Annotated in this window: 17 protein-coding genes; 4 read left to right on the plus strand and 13 right to left on the minus strand. The window is 52.4% G+C overall.

Features of this window, described 5'->3' with window-relative positions:
* The first annotated feature begins 375 nt into the window (after positions 1-375).
* On the plus strand, positions 376-1,674 hold the full coding sequence (locus ACNRUY_RS10630) for a hypothetical protein (RefSeq protein ID WP_488111608.1): 1,299 nt from the start codon (positions 376-378) through the stop codon (positions 1,672-1,674).
* Between the two features lie 45 nt (positions 1,675-1,719).
* Here ACNRUY_RS10630 and ACNRUY_RS10635 read toward each other — a convergent pair whose 3' ends face one another.
* Complete coding sequence (locus ACNRUY_RS10635; RefSeq protein ID WP_488111609.1) at positions 1,720-2,841, minus strand: NAD(P)/FAD-dependent oxidoreductase; 1,122 nt, start codon at positions 2,839-2,841, stop codon at positions 1,720-1,722.
* Between the two features lie 394 nt (positions 2,842-3,235).
* On the opposite strand from ACNRUY_RS10635, the gene ACNRUY_RS10640 reads away from it, so the two are divergent.
* Positions 3,236-4,534, plus strand: a complete 1,299-nt coding sequence (locus tag ACNRUY_RS10640; protein ID WP_488111610.1) for an anaerobic C4-dicarboxylate transporter — start codon at positions 3,236-3,238, stop codon at positions 4,532-4,534.
* Between the two features lie 106 nt (positions 4,535-4,640).
* Here ACNRUY_RS10640 and ACNRUY_RS10645 read toward each other — a convergent pair whose 3' ends face one another.
* Positions 4,641-4,904, minus strand: coding sequence for a DUF406 family protein (locus tag ACNRUY_RS10645; protein WP_488111611.1), 264 nt, complete (start codon positions 4,902-4,904; stop codon positions 4,641-4,643).
* A gap of 230 nt (positions 4,905-5,134) precedes the next feature.
* Here ACNRUY_RS10645 and ACNRUY_RS10650 point away from each other — a divergent pair, with 230 nt between their 5' ends.
* Entirely contained in the window at positions 5,135-5,674 is a 540-nt protein-coding gene (locus tag ACNRUY_RS10650) for a hydrolase (RefSeq protein WP_488111612.1), read from the plus strand.
* Between the two features lie 36 nt (positions 5,675-5,710).
* On the opposite strand, the gene ACNRUY_RS10655 is transcribed toward ACNRUY_RS10650, so the two are convergent.
* Positions 5,711-7,084 (minus strand): YjiH family protein, encoded by a 1,374-nt coding sequence (locus tag ACNRUY_RS10655; protein ID WP_488111613.1) that lies wholly within the window; start codon positions 7,082-7,084, stop codon positions 5,711-5,713.
* A 394-nt stretch (positions 7,085-7,478) separates the two neighbouring features.
* Between ACNRUY_RS10655 and ACNRUY_RS10660 the strand changes: the two genes are divergently transcribed.
* On the plus strand, positions 7,479-11,528 hold the full coding sequence (locus tag ACNRUY_RS10660) for a hypothetical protein (RefSeq protein ID WP_488111614.1): 4,050 nt from the start codon (positions 7,479-7,481) through the stop codon (positions 11,526-11,528).
* A 4-nt stretch (positions 11,529-11,532) separates the two neighbouring features.
* Here ACNRUY_RS10660 and ACNRUY_RS10665 read toward each other — a convergent pair whose 3' ends face one another.
* The 10 genes from ACNRUY_RS10665 to gcvT form a co-directional block, all read right to left on the minus strand.
* The gene (locus tag ACNRUY_RS10665; protein WP_488111615.1) at positions 11,533-11,721 is read right to left on the minus strand and encodes a hypothetical protein; all 189 of its coding nucleotides are present in this window, start codon (positions 11,719-11,721) and stop codon (positions 11,533-11,535) included.
* Entirely contained in the window at positions 11,721-12,326 is a 606-nt protein-coding gene (locus tag ACNRUY_RS10670; protein WP_488111616.1) for an electron transport complex protein RnfA, read from the minus strand. The genes ACNRUY_RS10665 and ACNRUY_RS10670 overlap by 1 nt, the downstream gene beginning before the upstream one ends.
* On the minus strand, positions 12,304-12,972 hold the full coding sequence (rsxE, locus tag ACNRUY_RS10675; protein WP_488111617.1) for an electron transport complex subunit RsxE: 669 nt from the start codon (positions 12,970-12,972) through the stop codon (positions 12,304-12,306). The genes ACNRUY_RS10670 and rsxE overlap by 23 nt, the downstream gene beginning before the upstream one ends.
* Positions 12,969-13,739, minus strand: a complete 771-nt coding sequence (locus ACNRUY_RS10680; RefSeq protein ID WP_488111618.1) for an RnfABCDGE type electron transport complex subunit G — start codon at positions 13,737-13,739, stop codon at positions 12,969-12,971. Before ACNRUY_RS10680 ends, rsxE begins: the two co-directional genes overlap by 4 nt.
* Positions 13,739-14,833 carry an RnfABCDGE type electron transport complex subunit D gene (locus ACNRUY_RS10685; protein ID WP_488111619.1) on the minus strand — a complete coding sequence of 365 codons (1,095 nt, stop codon included), beginning with the start codon at positions 14,831-14,833 and terminating at the stop codon, positions 13,739-13,741. Before ACNRUY_RS10685 ends, ACNRUY_RS10680 begins: the two co-directional genes overlap by 1 nt.
* Positions 14,834-14,835: 2 nt before the next feature.
* A complete protein-coding gene (gene rsxC, locus ACNRUY_RS10690) occupies positions 14,836-16,218 on the minus strand; it encodes an electron transport complex subunit RsxC (protein WP_488111620.1) in 1,383 nt (460 codons plus the stop codon).
* Between the two features lie 81 nt (positions 16,219-16,299).
* The gene (locus ACNRUY_RS10695; RefSeq protein ID WP_488111621.1) at positions 16,300-21,198 is read right to left on the minus strand and encodes a 2-oxoacid:acceptor oxidoreductase family protein; all 4,899 of its coding nucleotides are present in this window, start codon (positions 21,196-21,198) and stop codon (positions 16,300-16,302) included.
* A gap of 133 nt (positions 21,199-21,331) precedes the next feature.
* Positions 21,332-22,222 (minus strand): RnfABCDGE type electron transport complex subunit B, encoded by an 891-nt coding sequence (locus ACNRUY_RS10700; RefSeq protein WP_488111622.1) that lies wholly within the window; start codon positions 22,220-22,222, stop codon positions 21,332-21,334.
* Between the two features lie 424 nt (positions 22,223-22,646).
* Positions 22,647-24,284: a hypothetical protein gene (locus ACNRUY_RS10705; RefSeq protein ID WP_488111623.1), complete on the minus strand. Its 1,638-nt coding sequence runs from the start codon at positions 24,282-24,284 to the stop codon at positions 22,647-22,649.
* 156 nt (positions 24,285-24,440) lie between these two features.
* Positions 24,441-25,556 carry a glycine cleavage system aminomethyltransferase GcvT gene (gene gcvT / locus ACNRUY_RS10710; protein WP_488111645.1) on the minus strand — a complete coding sequence of 372 codons (1,116 nt, stop codon included), beginning with the start codon at positions 25,554-25,556 and terminating at the stop codon, positions 24,441-24,443.
* Between the last annotated feature and the right edge of the window lie 45 nt (positions 25,557-25,601).

Below are 25,601 nucleotides of genomic sequence, written 5' to 3' on the forward strand. Positions count from 1 at the left end.
CAACAAAATACCTGTCTCGTTACCTCGGGTGGAAAAGGTTTCTTAAAACTCAACTCTTCTCAGAGGAGGCTTTTTTAGATCAAGTTTCTATACATTGGGTAGAGCAACACTTAATTTGAACAGCGCCATGGCTTCTTATTTAGAAAACTCTTTCTATTGTTTTTGTTTAAATTCTGAACGTTCGTTTATTTTTTTTGTCAAAGCAGGTAATCCAATAAGTTAGAGTGTTTTGTTGGCTTAATACCTCCCTTCATATCTATGACAGGGTTTGAAGGTGATGGCAGGATCAGTTCAATAAAATGCATTTAAAAAAATGGATGTATGAGGTTATCAATGATAACAGAGATGCCTTAGGAAGGTGTTAAGGAGTTCATAGTGAATAATAAAATAACCTTTGTGTTAGTTATTCTGACTTTTTTTTCAGAAATTTCATCGGCTCAACCCTCTTCAATTGAAGTGGATCCTTTGAATCCAGGTGAGAGTGGAAGTTTTATTGAATTTGATGAAGTGCCTGGAAGTCCGAGATTGCCCAGTACTCCAGTGAATGGAGGTAATATAAATCTAGAGGAGGTCTCGGCCGTTCTAAAAAAAGGTATAATGGGCTTATCTTATTTGACTTCTGAGTCTATGTCAGCAGCCTATAATCTAGGCTCTGGAGCTTTATCAGGAGCCTATAATTTTGGCTCTGGAACTGTGTCTAGTGCAGTTTATATTGGTTCTAAAACCTGGAATGCTTTTTCGTATGTGGCGGGTCAGGGATATGGGCTTTTTTCCTATGTACTTACCGATGTTGCCATTCCTGTTGCAAAATACGGTTTCGAAACCGTTGTTCAAAATATGCCTGATCCGGTTCAAAAGAAAACATCGTATTATAAGGAAGGCATTGCGTTAGGAACCAGGGGAAGAATGTTAGATGAAAGTTTCTTTTTTTCTGTCTATGCTTTTGACCTTCTTCGGGCGGGTGGAATCAAAGCCCTGGATGTTCAGGAAGATAAATATTTTCGCCACACAGATAGGCTTTCATTTAAATCGGATGATTACAGGATACATGATGAGCTAATGAAGTATTCAAACAGTACTCCTTTTGCGGTCCGTTATGTTGAGCCCTCTGACCCGACGGGGGCATATGCATACCAATATGGTAGTGGGCTCTTAGCCAGCAGTGTGTCAACCATTGATCGAGATTTTAAGAAAACAGAATCCTATGAGAAAGTGGGTAATCACTATAAAAACAGCTATTTTACCTATGTTTGGAATCAGGGCTGGTTGCTGGCAAATGTTGTTAAGTCAGGCCTGATCGTCGGTGTAACCCGTGAAGGTCGAGGTTTGGCGGGGCCGTTTGTCTGGAATTATTGCACGGTATTATTACACGAAGGTGGCAATAAAATGGTCAGGCTGGAGGGAAAGTCATCGGATACTGACCCGAAAGCGGGTGCCAAATCCTCAGCGAGGAAAAAGGGCAAGGATGCTATGACAGCGGTACCTAATATCAATGAATACGCAGTATACGATAATACTGGATGCAATTTTGCAGAGGATGCTCTTCTTACTGCCAGTGAGGTCAATATCAACACGACGCCTTCGTTTGATCCTGGTGAACTGCCTGATACGATTCATGAAATGGTTATCACGCAAGAAACCCGACATAAGAAAAAAATCGTAAAAAACAGATAGCCCCGTTATCAGGGGGTTGGCTGAAATGATCTCTGACTGACCCCTTTAAAGGGAGTTAAAACGGGAGGGAGAAAGACCTGCCACCAATTCCGGTGGGTATTGGCTATCTGGTTGAGTATCCGTGACTAACGCTGCAGCTAGAGCCGATAACGCCGGGGCGGTCTGAATGCCATAGCCACCCTGTCCGGCCAGCCAGAAAAAACCTTCCTTCTCAAGAGCAAATCCCACTACAGGAGTATCGTCTGGCGCAAAGCAGCGTAAACCGGCCCAGCTCCTTTCAACCCGGGTAACCGGAAAATTGACTGCCTGTTCAAATCGATAAAGCCCTTCTGCGAGAACCCTGTCATCCACATACACGTCCTGGGGAGCAACAGGGTCTTCATCCGCTGGAGAAACAAGTAGTTTTCCGGTTTCTGGCTTTCCATACCAGGTGTTATTGATGTTGCCAAACATAGGCCAATGATCAACGGTGTACGATGGAGGTTCAGGCAGCACCGCAATTGTTCTTCTTTTGGGGGTGATGCCAAGGGCACGAATTCCAGCCATGCTGGCTATGGTATCAGCCCAGGCTCCTGATGCGTTGACAATGATGGGAGCGGAAAATTCTTCTGATGCCGTTGTCACTACCCAACTCTTGCCTGTTTTCTCAATCCTGTCAACCGGTTGACGAAGTTCAAGGAGGACTCCCTGGGCTTTGGCCATTGCCAGCCACCCCTGGTGGAGCGCAGCAACATCTATGTCAGAAGCTGAGGCTTCATAGGCGGCTTTGAGTATTTTTTCCTGTTTTAGAGCGGGAATGAGTTCAAGTGCTTTTTCGACACTGACTTCCACCAACCCTTCAGCCTGCCTGAGGAGCTCATCAATATCACCACAGGTGGTTTCAGTTCCCAGGAAAAGGCACCCTCTTCTGTGCAACAGGCTGCGTTGACTCAGCTCCTGGGGAGGGGACTCAAGATAAGGCCTGCTCAGGCGGGTAAGCTGGCGAATGACCGGGTTGCCATAGTTTTGTATGAGTACGGCTGCTGAACGTCCCGTGGAGTGATAGCCGGGGTATTCCTCTGCCTCCAGAATAATGACCTTCAGGCGGGAATCCAGCATGGCGGCAAGGCCCGTGCCAGCGATACCTGCTCCAATGATGATGATGTCTGCACCGGTATTGTGGGTCATTATTCTGCAAATCCTGAGTTTCAGGGTTGTATCATGGGCGGTTCCTCAAACTCTATACCAGGTTCCGCTAACTGCAAATAATTGTCAGGGTGGCTTTCAGCTAAAACGGAGGAAAGGCGCGTTTAACCGGCACATTTATTTATCGCTTTTTAGTGGTTAGTATTTAGTCAGTGAGTGCTCAATTGCCTGCGGTAATTGTCGAATGTAAAGATAGAACCGTTGGCTTCCTGCTGTTCAGGTTCAGATACGAAGGATGTTCCTGTTTCTGATCCATCTTTATAACTGCTTCCGGTTGTTGCTGTTTATTTTGAGGTGCTGGATTTGCAAAGGTCATCTCAGCTTCTTGAGCGGTTGAGTTATAGCAAATCCTACGCTGAACCCTTGAGGAGACGCTATGATCTGGCTTCAGCTGGCGGTGGTTCTGGCCTTTATTTTTCTGGGAGCCCGAATTGGCAGCATTGGTATCGGGTTTGCCGGTGCGGTGGGTGTGGGGGTGCTGACCCTGGGCCTTGGCATGGCTCCCGGGGGAATTCCCGTTGATGTCATTTTGATCATCATGGCCGTTATTGGTGCCGTGGCCGCCATGCAGGTGGCCGGAGGGCTCGACTATCTGGTTCAGCTGGCAGAAAAAATGCTTAGAAGCCAGCCGAGATACATTACCTTTCTGGCCCCGGCGGTCACTTATATTATGACCCTGTTGGCAGGAACAGGGCATACTGCCTACTCAACATTGCCGGTTATTGCTGAGGTGGCCAAGGAGAATGGGGTTCGGCCATCCCGGCCTCTGAGTATTGCGGTTATTGCATCCCAGGTGGCCATTACCGCTTCTCCTGTATCGGCTGCGGTAGTGGTATTCAGTGGGTTCCTTGAGCCCTTTGATATTGGCTATCTGGATCTGTTGATGATCAGTATCCCAACGTCCTTCCTGGCGGTCATGCTGACGGCGGTTATTTGCAACTTTCTGGGGATGGATCTGAAGAAAGACCCGGTTTACCAGGAACGGCTGGCCAAAGGGTTAATTCGTCACCGTGAACATCACGAACAGGGCATTAAAAAGGGAGCCAGATTGTCTGTGGGGATTTTTGGCCTGACGATACTGGCTGTGGTGGTTTATGCCACCTTAATCAGTGACAAAGTAGGGATCATTGAAAACCCGGTTCTACCCAGAAACAGCGCCATTATGGTGTTTATGCTAACGGCGGCCTGTCTGATTACCCTGGTGACCAGGATTGATCCCAACCGTATTCTCAATGCCCAGACCTTCAAGTCTGGCATGAGCGCCTGTATCTGTGTTCTGGGTGTGGCCTGGCTTGGTAACACCTTTGTAGGGGCTCATATTGAAAGTATCCAGCGGGTTGCCGGCGGAGTGCTCGACAGTTATCCATGGCTGTTGGCAGTGACCTTATTCTTTGCTTCGATGTTGCTTTATTCCCAGGCAGCGACGACCCGTGCCCTGATGCCTGCCGCGTTGGCTCTGGTTGATCCTGTGACGGCCATTGCTTCATTCTCAGCAGTCAGTGCGCTGTTTGTGCTTCCAACCTACCCGACGCTTCTGGCCGCGGTGGAAATGGATGATACCGGATCAACACGTATTGGCCGATTTGTGTTCAATCATCCGTTTTTTATTCCCGGGGTTGTGTGTATCTCTCTGTGCGTGGTTTTCGCTTTTCTTCTGGCGCCCGTCATTATATGACGCCAGTCTTCAGATAAAGTAAAAAACCCCTGTCTCGGGGCTTTTTACTGTTGAGCTCTGCAGGGTGAGGGGGCAAGCGGTTTCTTGCGTTATGGGTATTGGTTTATCAGTGACTATGGTGGTACCGGCTGTTAAAGGCGCAGTTCAATTGAAAAATAATTTTTTCTGCAGCGCAGCAGAAGTCGAATTGGGCATGAATGACCGTATTATTACTGTCATGTTCTGTTTCGCAACAGATCAGGCAGGGCTCAGTCTCTATTTGATGGGCCAGTGAACGCAGCTTCTGGAAGCGGCTCATGGCTTGCTCCATACCAGCTCCATGAATATCCATATCTACTACAGTGTCGTGTATATTGGTGACGCTTGTCATGAAGTGCTCTCCACATCCGGTTTTTTATCCCACTTTCCCTTGCGTCTCCTGTGGCCACTATCTCCTTCAGGCTGTAAAAGGACTATATCCTGCCGAAGAATGAAAAAAATGGACTCAGATCAAAAGATAACGAGATGCAACAAAATATGACAACATGGATTCAAGTAAGGATCTGATATGATGATGGCTAATACACCCATGAAAGTGTCATCTCATAAAGGGAGTTCATAATGCTTACGGTTGAAAATACAGCTCTGGTGATTGTGGATGTTCAGGGCAAGCTGGCCAGGTTAATGCATGAACACGAAGCACTCTTTAATCAACTGGTAGCCATGACCAGGGGAGCCCGGGAGCTGCAGCTGCCTATCATCTGGATGGAACAGATTCCTGAAAAACTGGGGGCGACCATTGAACCCCTGGCAAAGGAGCTGGGGGGGATTGAACCTATCCACAAATCCTCATTCAGCTGTCTGGGTGAGCCGGATTTTCTCAAGGCTCTGGAAAAGAGCGGTTGTCGGCAGGTGTTGCTGATGGGGATTGAAGCCCATATTTGTGTCTACCAGACCGCTCGGGATTTGCTGGATGCCGGTTATGAGGTGGAAGTAGTGGTGGATGCCGTTTCCTCCAGAACGCTTCAGAATAAGGAAGTCGCTCTGGATAAAATGGCGGCCGCTGGAGCTGACCTGACCAGTGTTGAAATGGCGCTTTTTGAGCTGATGAAAACGGCCGAGGCTCCTGAGTTCAGGGCGGTTGCTCGTATAATTAAGTAGCTTGGCAGTCCGCCCGGTTGGGGCGGACAGGAAGGGTCAGAAAATCAGATGGGCAACGCCTGCAATAACAGGCAGAGTGACCAGAGTACGAAGAATAAAAATGATAAACAGCTCAACCAGTGTGACCGGTATTTTACTGCCCAGCAGCAGCGCACCCACTTCTGAAAGGTAGATCAATTGAGTCAGGGAGAGCGCTGCAATAACAAACCGGGTCATCTCATTGTCGATCGAGGCTGCCAGTATGGAAGGCACAAACATATCCGCAAAGCCCACCATCATGGTTGTGGATGCCGCCTCCGCCTGGGGTATTTGCAGCAGTTCAAGCAGTGGCACAAACGGGATGCCCATATAGTTGAACACGGGCGTGTATTCCGCAATAACCAGGGCGATGGTTCCGATCCCCATGACCACCGGCAGTACACCAAACACCATGTCAACGGCGTTTTTGGCACCGTCTTTTAATACATGCAGGGGATTGCTGATTCGGGCGGCCTTGGTCAGGGCCTGGTCAACTCCCCAGGCAAAGGCACTGGTGCCAGCTGGAATGACTTCATCGTCGTCGCTGCGAACCCGCCCGCAGATAAAGACATCTTTCTTTCTGGACAGAGGTGGTAGCTTGGGAACAATAAAAGCGGCCACTATCCCTGCCAGGCAAACCGTCAGGTAAAACGGGGCAAAGAGGTGTTCCAGGCCGACTTGGGCAATCACTACCAGTGAGAAAGTAATGGAGACAATGGAAAATGTGGTGCCAATTACCGCTGCTTCTCTCTGGGTGTAATAGGAGGTTTCATACTGTTTACTGGTCATCAGAATGCCCACACTGCCATCTCCAAGCCAGGAGGCAATGCAGTCAATAGCGGAGCGGCCTGGCAGGTTAAAGGCTGGGCGCATAACCCGGGTCATCAGTGTTCCCAGCAGTTCCAGCAGGCCAAAGTTCATCAACAGGGGGAGCAGCAGCCCGGCAAAAATAAAGACGGCAAAAAGGGTAGGCAGCAGGTCATTCAATACCATTCCCCCCGTGGCACCAGACCAGATTAACTCAGGACCCACCTGGAAAAAGCTCAGCAGAATAAACACCATGCCCGCCAGTCGGACGCCACACCAAAGAGGGCTGACATCGAACAGTGTGACCAGAAAAGGACGATCCAGAATGATTCCGGGGCTGAACAGTTTAGTCACCAGTGTGACCAGCCCGGTAAAAGTGACCACCGCAGTGATGAGGGCGGTGAGATTTTCACCAATGGCTGATTTAAGGGCGCTGGCCAGAAGGGCGACGGGAATGGTGAAATTGCCGTCCACACTGACCGGGGTCACAAACAGGAGTACGCCCAACAATGAGGGGATTAAAAACGTCAACCAGTTAGACAGGCTGGCCACCTGCCGGGTTTTCAAGGCTGTGTACTGCTTCATATCTAGCCTGGGTTTCCTCGATTCAGCCCTTGAGTCAGTCATAGGGGAAAGTATGGGTCAATGGGAAGGGGTTGTCCTGCAAAGTCCCTGCAGGGCTACCAACTTTCTTTGAAAGGGGACGGAAAGTGGGTGGGAGGCGATCCCCAGGCACTGGAGTCGTCAGTCTCTCACTGAAGTTGATGCGACGGATTATGCATGTTTTTTGAATAAAAATAAATATTTATCCGGGGATTGCTTATAGGCATTCAGGGCGCAAAGAGGTTCTTGTCCCGTCCCGGAGGCCTGACTGCTCTCTATCGGTGACCTGCAAATAGCCCTGTTCTGGCTGGATGGGTTCAAGCCAGCTAGTTTTTGAGCAGTCTTCCCAAAGCACAAGTCATAAAATAGGACCGTTATGGACTGCAGGGTCAGTGCAATAATCCGTCAGGCAGGTTGTCTGTTATTAGGGGGCCTTTTTCTGTCATTCCCCGCACTGGGTTCAGACGATGACTGGCAAGTGGGGGACTGGAGAAAGTTAAGTGATTTGCTCAATGGTCAGAAAAAAACGTTGCAAGCTTGCAGGAAGCGCTATAACCAGGGGCATATCATTATCTATCAGGGGTTTGTTTTTTATCAAAATCTGGCTGAATCTCAGTCGCTGCCAGGTTGGATTGAACGCCATCTTCCTGATGGGGATGAAGATCAACCAGTGGTATTCATTCCAGAGTATCAGGGCCCTGGCGGAGCGCCTTCGGGTATGCATTTGTCTTCTATCCAACTGGACGACCATGGCAATCCATCTTCAAGTCAGTTAGCAGCAGATTCTGAGGTGCATGAGGAAGGCATCACTGGCGACTCTGGTGCTATTGGCGGGGCGGAAGAGGGCCTGGTCATGGATTTCTTATCCGGCGATACGGACTTCAGCCCCCATGAACTTAACAGGGGGCAGCCTGGGGTATCAGCAGCCACCTCATCTGAAAGCCGTCAGCAAAAGAGGTTGGAGCGCCGCAATCTTCGGCGTGGTGACCAGGATAATCCTCATTCCCGTGAAAGTTTCCTGCTGGATTCAGAGCCGCGTCATTGGTATTTGACAAACCTGTTGAGAGCTCACGGTTATACCGTGATTTATGGCAACTTTATTTTTTTCCCCCCAGGTGAAGAATATAATGGGCAGCTGCCCGATGTTTTCCTGACAAACAACCACAATCTCAGGGATATCTGGGTGTTGGTAAAAGTCAATAATGGTGGCTGTGACTGGGTGAACCCGGCTGATTCTGATTACGCGGGTGCTGGTAAATCAAATCTGGAAAAGAGTGGGACGGCCACCCTTCAGTACATTTCAGCGAAAAAACTGTTTACGGCAACCGTGTTATTTTCAGGTCTGATTGAAAGGCTGCTCAGCAAGGGGCTTATTGTTGTTTATGGCGGTGTCATAAAGTTCCCAGAGGGGGCCAGCAACAGTCCGGAAATCATCGAATGGTATCGTCAGCTATATGATCTTAACCTCCAGGAAGCCGGAATGGATCCTGAGGATTATCTTTGGGCAGGACACCCGACAGCCTTTTCCCAGGGACAGCCCATTTTTCCAGCAAATATCCAGTCGACGTTTATTCCTCTGTTTACTTTTCTTCCTCCTCCGGCGTCATTGACTGAGCTTGTCACTGCTAATGATTCCCCTCTGACCCCTGGCGATTCTGTCCAGAATTCAAACTCTTCAAATGGGCTTAGTAACCTTTCTTATTCCGTTCCACTCATTTCTCCCATAGTGATTAATCTGGCTGAAAACAGTACCTCTGAGAGTGATGTTGATGAAAGTGACCCGGTTGCCACTGGGCAGATACAACCAGAAAAGGAACAGGAACAAAAGAGCCTCAATGGCCACGCCATGGCGGATGCTGTTACTTCAGAGTCAGCGGAAAGTCTGGAAAACGGCCAGATACCTCTGGCAACGGAACAATCCCACAGGGTGTCAGCCTGTTCCTGTCGCTCTGGAACGAGTGACCAGGATGAATGGAAAACGGTTGTGAAGAGTAAAGCCGGCGGGAAAAAAAAGGGAGGGAAGCGCAAAAAACATCCCGGCATGCCGTTCGGGGAAAAGAGCACTGCAGAGAAGTTCAGGCCTCTTTCTGAGGACGCAGACAGTACCAATGCTGCCATTGATCGCAATCCACTGGCAAAGGTGGCGTCAACCTCACAGCCTGGTAAATCCGTTGGTAAACAGGCTGAAAATACCGTTTTGCCAGTCAATAATAAGCCGTCTCACCGTACTCTCCCTTCGGAGAAGGCTGTTTCGGAACCTGGTTGTTCCAGGTCGCAGATAAAAAAAGTAGTGCCGGGACCCGGGAAGGGCCGGGTCGCCATTAAGGCAAGCATCAATGTGGAAGTAAGCCGTCGCTTTTATGAAGCCCTGGTTGAATCCTGGCGCTACTATGCTGGCGGTAGTCTGGCTGTTCTGGTAGCCACTTATATCTACCAGAGTATGAATCCGGGCAGTCAAACAGGTGACCGGGAGGAGCCGTTAACTGGGAAGGAGATACTGGATATCGGTGACCAGGAAAAGGAGATACCTGAAGACCAGGCGGATGGTCAGCAGCTTATGGATATTAAGCCCATTGAGCGTGACAAAAGAGAACCCAAAAACTGTCTTATGGCGTTGTCTGATCTTTTTGTTGAGCCTGGGATGAAAGAGTGGGTGTATGATGTGTTCGAACGTGACCCGATTGTTTCCTATCCCCTGATATTCCGGCTGAAAAACAAAGAAGAAGATTTCTTTGCTGCACGCGAATTTCAATCGGTTACCGCTTCCTACAAAAAGAAAGATTATAAAAATCAGTATAAAAGGCTGACCTATCTGCCTTTTGGAAACAAGGTCACAAAATTTTCTCAATTGAGTTGCGATACCAGACAGCAGCTACTTCAGAAAATGAATCCCTGGGTTGTAAAGATTCATAATCAAACCTCTATACCCACTGGGGAAGCCTTTAACTGGCTGATGTTGTTGTGTGGGTTACCCGTTCAGGAAGTGGCCAGTTTGAATTGTTATCGAAGGGCCTCTGACTTAATGAAAGATACTGAGTGGTTAAACGCAGAGGAGAACCGGAAGATTTACAGCCATTATATCCAGAAAACCTTTTCTCATACTGAGCATCGATGGCTGTCGTTACCTGCCTGGGAAATCAACGGAAGAGCATCGCTTGCCTCCCGGCCTCTGAGGGTTCCTGCCGTTACCAGAGGAAGCCGCCTTGACTATCTGACTCCAGCCACTACCACTAAAACAATGGCAGAGATACCGGTTCCCCCTGATGCGTCAAAGGTTGAAATATTCACGGGTGATCTCAGGTGGTATGAGCAGGAGCTGAAACTGATCAGGCAGCTGGCCAATTATAAAAACCTGGCGTTGAGGTTTGGCTTGACCGGGGGAAAGTTCCAGTATTTTATGCTCCATAACAGCAAGCCGCTACCCGAGGCCAGCCCACGGGATGGTAATGATGTTCATGTATATCAAATGGCCCGGAGGGAATGTCTGGGGCTGGCTTCGGCGGGTATGAGTGACGTGTGTCTTGAGCTTCTGGGCGTTGATCCGAACACAGCGCTGATGTTCTCGGATCTTGCGAACCTCAAGCCCGTGGTCCAGTTTCCCCGTTATGAGTTGCTGGCTGTCAATCAAGAGCTTCAGGAAGTGTATCTTGACAGGGATCAACAGCATACAGGGCGCTACCTGAAGAGACTGAAAAAACGGGAGGAAGCTGTTCTGGCGATGACGTCTACCCGGCTGATTTCTCTGGAAGAGCTAACCCGGGATGAGTTTCAATTAATCATCAGCAGCTATCAGAAAGCCTACCCGATCTCTTTTGGTATTCCATCCAGCCACTTTCTCAAACTGGTCAGCTTATGTGGAGTCGTGGGTAACCGGACGCTGTCCGAACTTTGTTATAGAACCAGAGGGCCCCTTCTTGATCTGAGGGAAGGAAAGCCCGGTTATTTCGCCAGCCGGTTCAGGGAGTATGGCTTACCAGGCTTTTTCCCGGGGCTGGCAGTTGATCCTGAAGAGTATGTGGATTATCTGCCAACACTGTTGTTTTTTGTGAACCGGGAACGGCTCAATTTATTGCTCTGGCCTATGGCTCAGCTGATCAGAAGAGGCATTCGCGATCGTTTCCTGGTTGGTGCAGAACAGGAGGGGACATTAGCACTGAAGTTAGATGACCGAAAACAGGAGGCCTCTTTTAAAATGGTTCGATTCCTGGCCATTAAGGAGGGGCATCTGAAGTTGATCGAAGGGCCGGTAACTCCCAGTGGCCCAGATGGCAACACCTGGCTTCAAACCGGTTATTTAACGGGCCTGCTGCTTTTTGAGGCAGAAGACGGTTTAACCCTCCAAGGTGTGAATTACCTGGATGGTCGGCCAATTAAACCCATTCCTGGCCCAGCAAGGATGCAATCGTTAGTGCCTGGCAATCGTTAAGCGTTCAGATTCGTTTTTGAAGACAACTCTGCCTGGAAGCACAACATTCGCAGGTTGAGTTACCGCCGTCCTGTCGAAAAGGTCCACACTCCGGGTGCGCTTTGGCAAACCGGCGGTAAAGGTGCTGTACCCCCAGCCACAGAGCCATGGCGGTAAACAGCACCAGTGCACTGAGCAATGCTTTGGATAGCATTACCCGCCCAGCCCCGCAAAGCCCATGAAAATCAGGGAGAGGCTGCCGCCGATCATCAGGGTCAATGCAGCTGCCCCCTTTCCTGACCGTACGACGGCGGGAGTATTTGCCAGCTCCAGCTTTTCCCGGATTCCCGCCATCAGCAGCAGGGCCAGGCTGAATCCAGCTCCAGCGCCCAGGGCGAAGGTGATGCTCTGGAAGAAGTTATACTCCCGACTGGTCTGGAACAGTGCCAGACCCAGAATGGCGCAGTTGGTGGTAATCAGGGGCAGAAAAATACCCAGGGCCTGGAACAGGGCCGGGCTGAATTTTTTCACAAACATTTCCACCAGCTGAACCGATGAGGCAATCACGGCGATAAAACAGATCAGCCGCAGAAACTCAATGTTCAGCCAGGCCAGCAGGAGATTAATGGCATAGGCACTGGCAGAACTGACCACCATCACAAAGGTGGTGGCCAGCCCCATATTCAAGGCCGTGTCTTTTTTGCCGGAGACCCCCAGGAAAGGGCAGATGCCCAGGAACATGGCCAGAACAAAGTTACTGACAATGGAGGCGTTGAGAAAAATGCTGATCAGGCTTTCATTGTCCATGACATTCTCCATGACTTGATTCCTGAGCAGAAACCGTGGAAGTTTGTTGGCGGACTTCAATAAAGGCGAACAGCAGCAGCCAGCAGCCCAGGACAAAAAAACCGCCGGGTGGCAGCAGCATGACCACCCAGGGTTCGAATCCGGAGGGCATAACCGGCAGCCCGAAAAGGGCGCCCGCCCCCAGCAGCTCCCGAACCGACCCCAGGCTCAACAGGGCCAGGGTAAACCCGAGCCCGGTACCCAGGCTGTTCACCAGGGTGGTAGCCGGTTTCTGCCGGGAGGCGTAAGACTCAGCCCGGCCGAGAATGACACAGTTGGCAACGATCAGCTGAATGAAAGCGCCGAGGGCATTGTACAGGTCAAGGCTGATGGCCTGGATCAGGTAATCCACGATGGTGACAAACGACGCAATAATCACAATGTAAGTGACGATGCGCACCTGTCCGGGAATCCAGTTCCGCACCAGGGAGATCAGCACTGTGGACATCACCAGCACAAAGGTGGTGGCCAGCCCCATGCTGATGGCGTTAATGGCGGAGTTCGTTACCGCCAGTACCGGACACATGCCCAATAACATGACAAACACCGGGTTCTCTTTCCAGAGTCCCCGCAAAAAGGTGTCCGGGCGGATGGGTTCATATTCGGATGGCTCACTCATGACTGGCCTCCGCTGTGCTCTTTTTCATTGGAACGGTCACTGAGTTGAAACTGGTCGAGATAGCGCTGTACCAGAGGCAGCCATTGCCGGGCACTGTCGTTGATCGCTTTGCCGATGGCGGTTGAGGTAATGGTGGCACCGCTGATGGCATCCACTTCCCAGGGATGGTTTTTGGTGCCGTTCTTGACCGTGACAATGGCATTGGCCAGGGCTTTGCCATCGTCATTCAACCGGGCGTCCAGAGCCTTGAAATTGGCCAGGAAGTCCGGGTCGGTCAGCACTTTATCACCCAGTCCGGGCGTTTCGGTCATGGTCAGCACCTGATAGGCATTGATGACCTGCTGCCGGGGCTGGTAGCCAAACAGAATATAAACCGGGCCGGCGTAACCCGTGGCCACCCCGGGGATGGCCAGTCCCAGTAAACGCCCACTGTCGTCATATCCGCCATACAGGATGAATCCTGATGCATTCGGGGTATCGGCTGGTTGAACACCCTGCTTACTGATTCGAAACGTCCGGCTGACGGTGGCCCCTTTGATCACATTAAATACCGCGGCTTCTGTGGCGGCTTTCTGGTTCTGTTCAATCCTTGGGCTGGCCCACTGAACCACCAGCACCACCAGAAACCCGGAAAGCAGAGCGGTAATCACCAGTGTCCGAAGCATGGCCAGGGCCGGGGGCGCGGGCTGATCAGCGGGTTTCATGGCGGTTGGTTCGGTGCCAGAGTCCAGTGGTTGCAGAGGAATGTCCGGTGTTGTCTCCGTCATCACACTTCCTCCTTATTGTTGTTTGCTGCCGGTGAAACGGGTTTAAGGCGGGTTCCAAAGGCCCGGGGCTGGGTCACTGAGTCAATCAGAGGTGCCAGGGCGTTGGCCAGAAGGACCGCATACATGGCGCCTTCCGGCAGCCCGCCAAAGAGCCGGATGATGACCGTCATGGCGCCGATAAACAGACCGAAAATCCAGATGCCCACCGGTGTCAGCGGGGTGCCTACCATATCCGTGGCCATAAACACCGCCGCAAACATCAATCCTCCGGAGAACAGCATAAACAGAGGTGAGGGGTATTGAGTGGTGTCCATCAGCCAGAAAGGAAGGCTGGTGATCAGTGCTCCTGCCATCACGGCCAGGGGAATCTTGTAGCTGATGATTCCCCGGGCGATCAAAAAGGCGCCTCCCAGGAGAATCAGCAGAGCCGAGGTTTCTCCAGTAGAACCGTGAGCCATCCCCAGCACCAGGTCGCTGGTGGACGTGGTCACCTGATCAAATTTGAACAGGGACAGGGCGGTGGCGCTGGAAACGCCGTCCACCTGGTTGCTGATCCAGGTGGCGCTGTCCGCAGGAGACATGAAGGGCATTGCCAGGCTGGAGGGAATAAACGACGCAAATCGTTCTGGCAGAAAGCCCGGCGTCCAGGTGGTGATGGATACCGGAAAAGCCGCCTGAACAAAAGCCCTTCCCACCAGGGCGGGGTTAAACGGGTTCTGGCCAAGACCTCCGAACAGCATCTTCCCCAGGGCGATGGCCATAAAGCCGGCTACCGCTGCCATCCACAGGGGAAAGCCCGGTGGCAGGGTTAATGCCAGCAGCAACCCGGTAATGATGGCGCTGAGGTCCGACAGCGAGCCCTGATGAAACGGCAGTCGTTGCCCGGAAAGTCGGTTGAACAGATGCTCCGTGGCAACACAGGACAAGGTGGTGACCAGAAGCAGGGCCAGAGCACTCAGGCCAAATTGCCAGGCAGACCAGGCGCAGACCGGCAGCAGGGCCAGTATGACATGCCCCATAATCTGCTGGACACTCAATGGTTTTTTCAGATGGGGGGACGTCTGAATCGTCAATGGTTGTGAGGGGCCGGACATTTTCAATGCTTCCTCTGTCTAAGGGCGCTTTTGGCGATCCGGATTTTCTGGGTCAGTGGAATGCTGGCCGGACACACATGGCTGCAGCAACCACACTCAAAGCAGTTCATCAGGTGATAGTCGTCGGCCATTTCCTGATATCGGTCCACTGCCGCCAGCTTACCGAGAGTGGACGGGTTCAGATGCATGGGGCAGGCTTCCAGGCAGGCGCGGCAGCCAATGCAGGGCATCTCCCGGGTGCTGTTTTTGGGGAGCCGCTCCGGGGGAAACACCAGAATGCCCGTGATGCCCTTGGTGGTGGCAATGTCCCGGGTGGCGATACTGGTTCCCATCATGGGGCCACCGAGCACAATCATACCCGGATCGGTCATGGCACCGGCCTGCTCCAGAATAAAGGGGAGAGGCGTACCAAGAGGGATCAGGTAGTTACCGGGTTTACTGACTCCCGGGCCACTGACCGTGACGATCCTCTCTATTAACCCCCGGCCTGAAGGGACCAGTTCACCGATCTGGGCCAGTGTGCCGACATTGAATACGGCACAGCCGATATCCGCAGGGATACCACCGGCAGGAACCTCCTGGCTCAGCAAACTTTTCAGCAGCATTTTTTCAGCGCCCTGGGGGTAGCAGGTGGGTACTGCCTCGCAGGTGATGGTCTTTTCCTGCTGCTGGCTAATGGCTTCCTTCAGACGCTCCACGGCGTCCATCTTGTTGTCTTCTATACCGATAATGGCCCGTTGGGCACCGGTGGTGGCCATGGCCAGGCGAATACCGGCCAGAATGTTCTCCGGTTGCTCCAGCATGATCCGATGATCACAGGTGAGGTAGGGTTCACATTCACAGCCGTTGGCTACCAGGGTATGAACCGGTTTGTCCCTGGGGGCTTTCATTTTCACATGGGTGGGAAAGGCGGCTCCCCCCAGCCCGACAACGCCTGCGTCCTGAACCGCCTGAATCAGTTCGTCAATGCCCATGGCATCGATGCTCCGGTTTTTCCGGTAACGGATGACCTGATCGGAATGGGGGCAGGTTTGAATGACGATGGCGGGTGTCTTGCGCCCATTGGGCATGGACACCAGCTCATCAATGGCGGTGACGATGCCTGTGACAGGGGCGTGAATGGGGGCAGAGACGTATCCGCCCGCCCTGGCCACAGGTTCACCCCTGACCACCTGCTGGCCTCGGGATACAATGGCCTCCGCAGGGGCTCCAATACTTTGTGCCAGGGGCAGGATGATCTGCCGGGCAAAAGGCATTCGTCGTATGGAACGGTGCTCTGTGAGGTTTTTATGATCTTCCGGGTGGATACCGCTGCCAAAGCCTTTGGGGCGAAACCGCCGTAACCACGTCCAGGAAGGTTCGGTTGCATGTGCTGATGATTGCATGGCACGTCCTTCAAGGGGCAGAGAAAGGTTCCGGGGCACTCCTTGATGCTCCGGAACCACCAGTGAGTCCACTTCAGGGCATTACTGATATTTCTCTGCCCGCTTGATCAGCTTATCCAGGTCTTTTTCGCCCTGGTCCCAGGGAACTCCCGGATGGATGCTGCCTGCGGTGCATTTTTCTGCCGCCTTGACAATATCCTTGAAGGAAGCCCCCCTGGGGTCCTTGATATAGGCCTTGCCATCTTCCCCATAGGCAAACACCCCCGGGGCAATGTTGATGCATTCATCACAGGCCGTACACTCCGGACTTTCCAGCCAGACCCCTTCTGAGCCGCCCACTTCCATTGCCGGTATCCGGTTGTCCGCCTCTGTGGTGATGATTGACGGTGCCACCTCGACGCCGCCCATCAACTCCTGAATCCTGGCGGTCAGGGAACTGGCCAGTTCAACCCTGGCCTGTTCAGCGGCTTCCCGGGTGACAGCCTGATGATCAATACCGGTCAGGCTTCGCAGCTGACGCCAGAAATGACGACGTTCGTCGCAGGAGTTGACCATCTCTGCAGCCACCAGAACCCGGGTCAGATGGTTGTCCTTATCCGTCGCCATAATATAGGGATAGAGGCCTTCACGATCGCTGTTGTCCATATCCAGAAATTCGTGGAGCGGTACCATCTGGTCATTCCAGTTCTCTGCAGGTACCCGCCGGAAGTGTTTGCTGAACCGTCCCTCGGTCAGAGCGAAGTCCGCAAATGTCAGGGGTAGCTGCAGGGTTTGCTGGTTACCCTCCTCATCCAGATACTTCACCGGATAGGAGACCCAGTCTTCCTGAATGCTGGTGTTGCCTTCAATGGAAGCGCAGTCCTGATAGCTGGAACCGGCATCAGGATCATACCGGAACAGAGGGTATGCCCTGGAGTCCACGGCCAGCCGGGACTGGTGGCGGGCCATATCGTCGCCAATACCATGTTCTACCGGGCAGGCTGCATAGAGGTTGAACAGGGCCGGGTGGCGGCTGTTCAGACCATCGATAAAGCCTTCCAGCAGGTGGGTGGTATGGGCCGTGGAACTCTGGAGGACAAAGCTGGTCCGGTGGGCCATTCCGATCAGGCTGATCTCCTTGCGCATCTCGGTTTTACCGTGCTTGGCCTTGCCGTAGGGGCTCATATCCGCCACCTGGCTGACAAAACTGGAGGTACAGGCCTGGCCGCCGGTGTTGGAATAGACTTGAGTATCCAGCACCAGCACTTTCAACGGCGTGCCTGAAGCCATGGCCCGGGACAGGTTCTGGAAACCAATGTCGTACATGGCGCCATCGCCACCAATGGCCACCACCGGTGGGCACAGGCGATATTCATCGTCCGAGAACTGTTTCCAGTCGAAGTAGGTAAAGAAATTGTCGTGGGTTTCCGATTCGTACTGGCCTGCCAGCTCCAGCTTCACCTGTCGTATGGCCTTGAACCCTTCGGCCATTTTCGCCATATGCCCTTCAAAGATACCCATGGCCAGAGAGGTGCTGTCCTGGAACAGGTGGTTGGCCCATGGGAACGGGTAGGGGTGGTAGGGATAGGTTGCGCCCCATACGGAAGTACAGCCTGTAGCATTGGTGATGCCCATGGCCGCACGGCCGCGACCTGTGGTTCCCTCGGTATAGCACCACCTCAGGTGCTTCAGCTTCTCCATCAACTGGGTCACCCAGCGCAGCCATTTCGGATCGATGGGGGTACTGGCCCCGGAGGTAGAAAGACTTTCAGTGAGGTTGGCCAGGGTCAGATCATCGTTTTGGTGGGCATCGATGGCCTGCTCAATAGCGTCGACATTGGTGATGTCGACCCCCCCGGCCAGTTTCATGCGGATATGGGTTTCCAGTTGTTTGATCAGGCTGTCGATTTCTTCAAGGTGACGTTTGACCCGGGGTTGCATCAGGGCCGTGACGGTACCGGTAAACAGGTGGATGATGCTCTTTTCACCACAACCCAGGCAGGCACCATCGCCGCAGACCGTGGACAGGTAGTTGCCTTTGTCCATCAACAGGGTTTCCAGGGCGCCGACCTTTTCATCCAGGTCATCAATCCGGCTGAACTGGTGGCTGGTGGTGGGCAGGTCCATCCAGAAATCCCAGTTTTTCCGCAGGGTATCCACCACCTCATCGGTTTGAGGCTTCGCCACCAGGGCGTTATCACTGCACACCTGGATACACTCCATACACCCTTTACAGGTGTTGGGGTTCACGGTGATGGACAGAAGCCCGCCAGAGCCTTTCGCTTTCTTTTCACGGCTGGTGTAATAGGGTTTGGTAATGGCGAAGTCAAACTGGCCCAGCTGATCCAGCAGCAGGGTGAACTCCAGTTCCTGGGCGGCTTTCTGGCTGCCCTCCAGTTCAGACTGGCTCAGGTGTTCCAGCACCGCCTGATCAATAAGACGGCTGACGTCAGCCTGTTCACCCTGGGTGTCCACCAGTTCCCGGATCCGTTTTTCCAGGTTGCGGCAATCCCTCCGGAGGAAGCGGGTGGGAGTACCACTGGTTTCAATCCGGTTGATGGCCGTTTCGAACACTTCGCCAAAGGTGTTGACCAAAGCGGGCAGAGCACTGTCAGGGCAGATAGTGAAACAGTCGCCGCAGGCGGTGCAGTTCTCTGGTAGCCACTGGGGGTATTCAAACCGGATATTGGTCATATCCCGGTAGGCACCGGTACCGGCTGGCATCAGGCTTAAGGCCATGTCCGGGTCGGCAGGGTTACTGTCGCCCTGGCCTTTGGCATAGAAAGCCGCGGTCTGGTCCCAGAATTTGTGCAGGTCGGCCTGGGGGTTGCTGCTGACGGGCACCTGCTTCAGCATCACTGGCAGTTTTTCTTCACTGCGTACTTCCGGCAGGGAGGCCCCTACGGTTTTTTCTGTGATTTCAACCAGCTCGTCGAAGCCCCGGCGAACCACCCGGATATTGTCCTCGACCACATGGGCCCCTTTATGACCAAACTTGTGCTCCAGCTGGGTGTGAATGGCCTCAAACAGCTCCTCTTCGGTCAACTCTCCCCTGGACAACAGCGGTGAAGCTTTAAAGAAGGCACCCTGGAAGGCATTTCCCTGCATGCGGTATTGCAGCTCAGGATTAGAGGCTTCTTCCCGGGCAATTTTGAAACCATCCAGGTAAAAGATGCGGATGTTGTGATCCACAATGTACTGCTGGTGCTGCAGTGGGATGGTGGCCCAGACCTCTTCCGGGGATTTCAGGGCGCTCTGGATAATGAACACACCTTCCGGCTTGAGTCCAAACAGCGGGTTGGAGTGGTTGAAGACTTTGGCGTCCGGCGACATGACCACATCCACGTAATGGTATTCGCAATTGAGCCGAATGGGTTCCGGTGCCGCGGAGAGATAATACGTGGTGGGCTGCCCTTTCTTTTCTGAACCGTATTTTGGATTGGCCCGGATGTCATAGCCCAGTAGGTCGTAAAGGGTGACAGCCAGATTTTTGCCGGTGGTGATCATGCCCCAGCCGCCAATGGAGTGCAGACGGGCGGTGATGGCACCCTCAGGCAGCAGGTCCGGGTTTTCGGAGCCCTTGAGGCTCAGGGAACGGATATCGGGATAAGCGTCAAGCAATGCCTGTTGACGGATTTCTTCTTTCGGGTTCTGGGATTCTTCCCGGTAAAAGTCAATGCCCAGGTAGAAGAAGGTTTTCTGTTCCCCCTCGGGCAGCATGTTTTCAATGGCGGCAATGACCCCTTCTGGCTGGAGATCCCTTGAACCCAGGCCGTAGCAGCCAGAATAGAGCCGGGGCATGTCCCGGAACTCATAACTGTCGTAAGAAGGGTAGGGTTTCTCTCCCCGGGCCAGCCCATTTTCCTGGCATTTGGTCAATGCTGCACGGACTTCACGGATAATGGGCAGGTCTTCTGCCAGGGGCTGGTCGGTTCTTTCCAGCACAGCAACCCCTTTACGGCCTTTCAGGGCTTTGCTGATCAGGTCGCCGGGGAAAGGACGGTACATGGTCAGGTTGATCACACCCACTTTCAGCTGGCGGCTGCTTCTCAGGTAGTCAGCAACGGCACAGGCCTGCTCGGCCAGGGAGCCCTGGGCCAGGATGACATACTCTGCATCGCTCATGGAGTATTCGATAATACGCTGATACCGGCGTCCCGTGAGCTGGTAGTACTCTTCCATGCACTCATCGGTAATGTTTGAAATATGCTCGAAGAAATAGGGGCGCTGGGCTGCCACGGACTGCATGTAGGCATCCTGGTTCTGGACACTTCCTGCCACCACCGGATTGTCCACATCCCAGAGTTCAGGAACCCGGCGTCGTTTTTCACCGTAGATCATTTTCTGGGCCGGGGTGGGGCACTCAATAATGTCGTCGGGCTTGCCACAGAACTCTTCAATCAGTTCGCGCTCCGGTACCATCACCGGCTCGATCAGGTGGGTGGTCAGGAATCCATCCTGGGCAACGGCAGCGGGGGTCAGGGAGAGTTCGGCTATCTTGCGGCCGATCAGGTTCAGATCCGCAGCCTGTTGGGCATTGGCTGCGAACATCTGGAAAAAACCTGTGTCGTCTATGCAGTGGTAGTCGTCATGGCCGCAGTGAACATTTAATGACGCTTTGGTGATGGCCCGGGCACCGACATTCAGCACATAGGGCAGGCGCTTGCCAACGGCCGCGTACAGAGACTCATGCATAAAGGCGATGCCCTGGGCGGAGCTGAAGTTGGTGGCCCGCAGCCCACTCATTGACATGCCGGCGGTCACCGCAGCAGCGGCGTGTTCTGATTCTGGCTCAACAAATATAAGAGGCTTGCCCGATACATTGATATGGCCGGCGGATGCCTGTTCCGCCCAGTATTCCCCCATCTGGGTGGAGGGAGTAATGGGGTAGGCACCTGCGGCATCCGATGCTTCCCGCTCACAAAGGATGACAGCGGTGTTGCCATCAATGGCCATACGACTGCCAGGGTATTTGAACTGCTTTTTTTGCTGAGTTGCCAAGGGGATGCTCCTTATTTTAAGGAATAGCTTGCAGAAAACTGCAAAAATGCTCACAGACCTTCGGCGGTATGTGGATATTACCGCCACTTCCTCATTCGCCGGTTTCCGGTACGGAACCGGAAACCGTTTACACTCAGGCTACTGGCAGGGCTTCCTTGCGGATGACCTTGCGTGCCTGTCTGCCCTTGCGGATGGTGTCGTCTTTTTCATGGCCGGTTCTTTCGAACCAGACAATGGCTCCGGTAGGGCATCGCTCGATGGCTGTTTTCTCAGCCTTGTTATTATGGGAATAATCAATGGTGGCAAGGTTGTTACTCAGGGCAATCAGGTTGTCTGCAGCATCCATAACACAGCGTCCGCAGGCTGTGCAGGCAACGCCACAGTCGGACTCGGCCTTGTCACCAAAATCGCGGTTATTGCAGGCCACCCAGAGACGGTGGCTGACGGGGTGAAGAGAGAGAAGCAGGCGGGGGCAGGCATCGACGCAGTCACCGCAGGCGGTGCATTTTTCAGCATCCACATGGGGTAAACCGTTTCGATCCAGTGAGATAGCATCAAACTGGCAGCTGACAGCACAGTCTCCCAGGCCAAGGCAGCCCCAGGTGCAGCCTTTACCGCCTCCTGCGACCAGGTCGGCCGCGCGGCATCCATCCATTCCCTGGTACCGGGCTCTCAGCCAGGCCACATGGTTCCCTCCGGCACAGGCTATTCGAGGCAACTGCTGTTCCTGTTGATTGAGAGCGACACCAAGGCTTGTGGCGATACGCTGATTCATTTCGCTGGAATTGGCAGTGCACTGACCGGGCTCGTAGCTGCCCGTCACCAATCCCTGGGCAAAGGCGCGGCAACCCGGTGAACCACAGGCACCGCAGTTGGCACGGGGAAGAAGGTTCTCTATCAGATCGATTCTGGGGTCTTCATAAACATAGAGCCGTTTATTGGCGATAATCAGCATCAGGGCCAGAAGCCCGCCAAGAAGCGCCATAAAAACCGTGGCGCTGGTGATCATCAAGCTGGTATCCAAGGCCATTTTCCTTTTTTCAGCCAAAGGGCATCATTACGGTCGACATCTTTAAAATGAACGACTGCACTATTATGAAAAAACGGACCTGAAGCGGAATGGGCTTCAGAGGGATCCTCACCAGGACTCTGTCGTAAGTTCGAAAGAATCCTTTGGTCGCATTGCTGCAGACCATTTCTCCCAAAAGGCTTTAGCTGCTGGATAACCTCGGCTCAACCCATCAGAGGGTTGGGTAAATTGCTCACATACTGCTCAGTGGCACAGCATTCTTGGCCTGTTGGTTTACGGTTACTTCCCCGATAGTATTCATGATTTTCCTATAGTGAATGTTGATATGAGTCATTAAATGATAAGTTGTGATCGCGTCTCTCAGCTTTCTTCGTCATAAATGAATCATTCGAGCCCAAGGTCTTTTTCCTGGTTTGATTTACGTGTCAGGAAATGAAACCCTTTTAAGGCGATCGTTGATTTCACGTTGCTTCATTTTGAGAGATATTCCCGAAAAGCGAACTGAACCGCCATGTGTTAACAGGTAGTTTAAAACTTGTGCAGCATTATTGATTTCGGTCTCTATTGGCTCACGAGTGGTGGCAATAAGCGCTGTGATGATGACAGGGATATCATCATCTTGAACGGGGTGATCCTCTCGGAGAAGAAGAGAAGACATGCCATGGACAATCCATGGGATCGCAGTTTCCTGGTTTATGCGCTGGGGCAGGTGGGAGGTCAGGAAGCGCAGAAATGTTTGATGGGAGTCCCTGGATATTCCTGGCTGATTGTCCAGTTCAGCTAACCATGCGGAGGCGGCCTGTACCAGATGTGGTGAAGATAACAGTCGCAGTATATTTGTAATTGTATTTGGATCTACCCCAGCCAGAGTGTTGAGCCCTTGCAGAAGCGGTTGAGTGTCTGCACCTCTATTTTCAGTAATCCAGGCGGGGGGGCTGCTTTCACCCGTCATCATGGTATAAAAGAGCGCTGGATTCCGACGAAGGATATGGACTAGATAATTTGCGATGTCTGCGGACTGTTCCTCGTTAAGTCCATTTCTATGAAAATAGTTTGTAATAGCTGTGATCAGTTGCGAGTAGATTTGAATTCTATTTTGAAATACAGAGATTCTTGATTCCGAAAAGTGGTGGCCAGCTATTATCTGTCGGCCTACTGCATTTTGAAATTGATTATCGGTAAATACAATGATCAGCCAGGGGAGGTTAGGGTTTCCATTGCCAAGAGAGGTTGCAACCAATTGTGATGATGACCATGACGGTATTTGCTGTATAAAGTGGGTAACCAGCTGTCTCTGGCTTATGTCCTGCAATAGTTCCTGGTGATGAAGAGAAGCTACAGTATTCTGCACTCTCTCAACCAGTTGAACCATTGTAGCTGGCTGCTCAAAGTACATTGACAGGATTGTTGTTAATGTCGAAAAATCTGAAATGGGAGTCAGTAAATTGATATGAAGTGTGGTAAATAAGCTGAAAAGTTCTTTTCCAAACCCTTTTTTTTGAGGGTTATATTTTTTTCTATCTTTCAGACCCTTAATCGCAGCATTCAGAGCTCTGAGTACCCTGTGAGTCAGAATAAAAAGGGGCTCACCTTGGGCTAGCCTTGAAGGGTGAAAGTCTCCATAGAGTGAAGGTTTATGTTTATAAATGTCGTTGATCATTCCATAAAGCTCTGGATATCTCTCGTGAAGCTGTTCCATGGTTATTTCGTCGCTTCTCGAGTGCTGCACTGGCTGCCCGGCAAGGGATGATTGCACACTATAAAAATTAAGACTTACCAGAGCTTCGTCTTCCTGATGAGGCTCCGGGTTGAGCGGCTCAAATTCCTCTCTGTCAGGAGGGGGCTGGTTATCCCCGCCACCTTCTGCTCCTTTCGTTGTACCGAAAAGGGGATAAGCCAGGAATTGGGTGTCAGGCACAATTCCGTAGTGAGATTCTATCTTGGTGGGCTTTAGCAGAATATCGAGTTCCAGTGGAGTGAGCCAGGCATGTGCGGCGTAACTTGAGCTGCAACTTATAGAAGAAAAAAGAAGGATTCCGAAACGACTTTTTTTCATGTGTAAACGCCTCGTCAGGTTTCAGGGGGAAAATGTAGACCATTTCCACATGAACATGCCCAACAGTGCGTTGAATCGATAAAAGAAGTGAATTAAATCGTTTTTTTCAGGGCCTGACTGCCCAGCCAAAGTGCCGGGCAGAAGCAGGATAAGGCATTAACCGCGGTAATACCGCTGCTCAATAAACGGCATTCGGCTGACGGTCATGGGCAGGGGTTTTCCACGGACCATGGCAAAGACTTCGGTATCCAGTCCGGCGTACTCTGCTTCCACCAGGGCCATGGCAACGGGGGCTCCAATGGTGGGGCCAAAGGTGCCGGATGTGACGCGGCCAATGACCTTGTCATCTTTATTGACCAGCTCCGTTCCCTCGCGCACGGGAGCACGGCTGCTGCCAATCAGGCCGATACGCTTGAACGTTATCTGTTTGCTCTCAACCTGTTCAAGAATCTTGTCTGCACCGGGGAAGCCATTGGCCCGGGCACCCTCTTTGCGACGCACTTTGCTGATGGCCCAGATCAGGCTGCCTTCAACCGGGGTTGTGCTGGTATCAATATCATGGCCGTACAGGCAGAGGCCGGACTCCAGCCGGAGTGAGTCCCGGGCACCCAGGCCAATCAGCTCCACTTCCGGCTGGTCGCTCAACAGGCGGGTAATCCGTTCTGCGTCACTGGCGGGAATGGAGATTTCAAAACCGTCCTCTCCGGTGTAGCCGGAACGGCTGATAAAGCAGTGAGCCCCTTCAATGGTCAGCCTCCGGGAATCCATAAACACCATGTCCGCGGTTTCCGGGGCCAACCGTTGCATCACGGTTGCGGCCTGTGGTCCCTGCAGGGCGATCAGGGCCCGGTCATCCAGCACTTCCAGCTCAACGCCCGGTAGCAAGTGTGCCCTCATATGGGCTATGTCCTGGTCTTTGCAGGCAGCATTGACCACCACATACAGACAGTCGTCGTAGCGGGTGACCATCAGGTCATCCAGAATGCCTCCCTCAGGGTTGGTGAACAGGGCGTACCGCTGTTTGCCCTCTGGCAGATCAATAATGTCCACAGGGGTCAGGGATTCCATCATGGCTCCGGCGGCTTCACCGGTGAGTTTCACCTGGCCCATATGGGATACATCAAACAGACCTGCTTTTTCACGGGTGTGCAGATGTTCGTTTTTTACCCCCAGAGGGTATTGCACAGGCATTTCGTAGCCGGCAAAGGGCACCATTCTGGCGTTGTTTGAGAGGTGCAGGTCATACAGTGGTGTCTTTTTCAGTTCAGTCACCGACATCCGTAATCTCCATTTTCCGTAAGAGCCACTGCCTTTTAT

This window comes from Endozoicomonas sp. Z74, assembly GCF_057680865.1.